Origin of the sequence: Phycicoccus elongatus Lp2, from assembly GCF_000367525.1 — a bacterium.
In the GTDB taxonomy this organism is placed as follows: domain Bacteria; phylum Actinomycetota; class Actinomycetes; order Actinomycetales; family Dermatophilaceae; genus Phycicoccus_A; species Phycicoccus_A elongatus.
This window is the reverse complement of the sequence record NZ_HF570956.1, coordinates 3,077,784-3,080,363: the sequence shown is the minus strand read 5'-3', so window position 1 is coordinate 3,080,363 and position 2,580 is coordinate 3,077,784. Positions and strand designations below refer to the sequence as shown.

The window sequence follows — 2,580 nt, the reverse complement described above, 5'->3', positions numbered from 1 at the left end:
GGCCGATTCACCGCCGAGCAGCTCGAGGCCTACGTCCCCCAGACCCGCGCCGAGGCCCGTGCGCTGATGGCCGCCAAGGCCGCCGTCGAGAACCCGACCCGCCGTTCCCGCGCCGCCCAGCGCCAGGCGGCACGTCACGGGTCCACCCGCGGGGCAGCCCGTCGGGAGGTCGCCGGCCGATCCTTCACCCGCCCGCGCCAGGCCGTGGCCCTGCTGGCCCTCACCGGTGTCATGGGTGCCGCGCAGGCGACCGCCAGCGCGGGATCGAGCCCCGGTGCGGATGTGATCGCCGCCCAGGCCACCGGCCTGCTCTCCTTCGTCACACCGTCGGCACAGCCCGAGGCCGCCTCGCGGGACAATGTCCGTCCCGCAATCGAGCAGAGCATCGAGTCCGAGCCCCTCGATGATGTGACTGTCTCCGCCGCCGAGACCGACGCCCGTCGTGCCGAGGCCGTCGCCGCCAAGGTTGCCGTCCTCGCCGAGCAGGAGGCCGCCGCCAAGGCCGCCGAGGAAGCCGCAGCCGCAGCCGCCGCGCAAGCAGCCCAGGACGCGGCTCGCGCCGCCGAGGAGCAGGCGCGGGCAACGGCCAGCTGGCCGCTCGTTGCTCCCCTCGTCGCCCCGGTCATCTCGGGCTTCGGTGGCCGGATCCACCCGGTCTACGGCACTTACCGCATGCACACCGGTGACGACTTCTCCATTGGCTGCGGGGCCAACGTCGCCGCGGCCGCGGCCGGCAAGGTCGTCGAGTCCGGCTGGGGTGGCGGCTACGGCAACCGCATCGTGATCGATCACGGCACCGTCGACGGCGTCGCCTACCGCACGACCTACAACCACCTGTCGAGCCGCACCGTCAACGTCGGCCAGACGGTCACGACGGGCCAGAGCATCGGCTTGGTCGGCACGACCGGCACCTCCACCGGCTGCCACCTCCACTTCGAGGTCGAGCGCAACGGCACCCTCGTCGACCCGGCCAACTACCTCTGAGGTCCGCGCCGCACACCGCATACGCGAAAGGGCCGGTCACCCACACGGGGTGACCGGCCCTTTCGCGGATTGCCGGGTGGCTCAGCCCTTCGCCTCGTCGGCCTTGTCCTCGGCCCAGTCCTTGGCGTTGGTCCAGGCGTCGCCGGCCGCGTCGGTGCTCTCGTCGACCGCGTCCTCGACGGCATCGGTCGCGTCCGCGGCCTTGTCCAGGGCGGTGTCCGCCGCGTCGTCCGCGGCGTTCTTGAGGTCCTCCACCTTGTCCTTGGCCGCGCTCGCCGCCGCGGCGGCTTTCTCCTTGGCGGCGTCGGCAAGGTTGGCCACCTTGGCCCCCGCGCCCGGGGCCGTGCTCGGCGGGGCGTAGGGCGTCGCCGTGGCCCACGGGTCCGGCTTCGCCGTGCTCTTCCGGTATGCCGCGACCGCCGCTCCCGCGGCGAGCGCACCGAGGAGGAGCACCCACTTGCCGCGGCCCTTCTTCTTGGCCGCGGACTCGCCCTTGAGGACCGAGTAGGCATCCGGCGCATTGTGCGCGGCCTCGGTGGCGGCACTCTTGGCGGCGACGGCGCCAGCGGCCACCGTCGCGATGGCCTGGGCCACCTTGGGGAGCACCTCGTCGACGAAGGTGTCCTTGGCGGACTCGACCTTGGGCGCCGCATACTCCGCGAAGTCGTGCGCCTTTTCGCGGGCCGTCGCGGCAGCGTCCTGGGCCTGGACCCGGGCCTCCTGGGCACGCCCCCGGGCAACGTCGGCCGCGTCCTGTGCGCGACCCTGGAACTCGGTGGCCTTGTCGGCGGCGGTCGCGGCGTGGTCCTGGGCCTTCTCGAGGCCCTCGGCGAATGCGGCTCGCGCCTGCTCGGTCTTGCTCTGGGACTTGAACACGTGGTGCTCCTTCGGTCGCGATCGTTCGAGATCTCCGGACCCAATCCAGGGTCGGTCCGAACTCCATCCTGCCAAATCGCCCTGCGTGCGTGCGCTTTGGGTGTGCGGCGTCTGGGTCCGATCGTCGCGGGCTCGACACGGCGGGCGTGGAAGAATGGACCGCATGAAGGCAACCATCACCACCAACCACGGCCCGATCGTCATCGACCTCTTCGAGCACCAGGCGCCCAAGACCGTCAAGAACTTCGTCGGTCTGGCCAAGGGCGAGCTCGACTACAAGGATGACGCGGGTCGCACCAACCCCACTCCGTACTTCGACGGCCTGATCTTCCACCGGATCATCCCCAACTTCATGATCCAGGGCGGCTGCCCGCTCGGTCAGGGTTTCGGCGGCCCGGGCTACACCTTCGACGACGAGATCCACCCCGAACTCGCCTTCGACAAGCCCTACCTGCTCGCCATGGCCAACGCTGGCAAGCGGATGGGCAAGGGCACCAACGGCTCGCAGTTCTACATCACCACCGTGCCGACGCCGTGGCTCAACGGCAAGCACACCATCTTCGGCGAGGTCTCCGACGCGGCCTCGCGCGCCGTCGTTGACGCCATCTCGGCGGTGCGCACAGGTGCGAACGACAAGCCGGTCGAGGACGTTGTCATCGAGAAGGTCGAGATCGAGGACTGACACCCCCAAGCCCCCTTGCGTCCGCGGGATCCGTCGCT

Annotated in this window: 3 protein-coding genes; 2 read left to right on the top strand and 1 reads right to left on the bottom strand. The window is 70.9% G+C overall.

The features are described from left to right. Positions 1–984, top strand: a 984-nt coding sequence (locus BN10_RS15950; protein WP_051369745.1) for a M23 family metallopeptidase, incomplete at its 5' end; no start/stop codon positions are given. 81 nt (positions 985–1,065) lie between these two features. Here BN10_RS15950 and BN10_RS15945 read toward each other — a convergent pair. Next, positions 1,066–1,860 carry a hypothetical protein gene (locus BN10_RS15945; RefSeq protein WP_010852080.1) on the bottom strand — a complete coding sequence of 265 codons (795 nt, stop codon included), beginning with the start codon at positions 1,858–1,860 and terminating at the stop codon, positions 1,066–1,068. Between the two features lie 163 nt (positions 1,861–2,023). On the opposite strand from BN10_RS15945, the gene BN10_RS14925 reads away from it, so the two are divergent. Continuing rightward, positions 2,024–2,542 (top strand): peptidylprolyl isomerase, encoded by a 519-nt coding sequence (locus BN10_RS14925; protein ID WP_040752046.1) that lies wholly within the window; start codon positions 2,024–2,026, stop codon positions 2,540–2,542. The last annotated feature ends 38 nt before the right edge of the window (positions 2,543–2,580 follow it).

What these genes read in the sequence shown, in the direction of transcription:
- BN10_RS14925 (WP_040752046.1), top strand. Translation starts at nt 2,024, where the DNA reads ATGAAGGCAACCATCACCACCAACCACGGCCCGATCGTCATCGACCTC.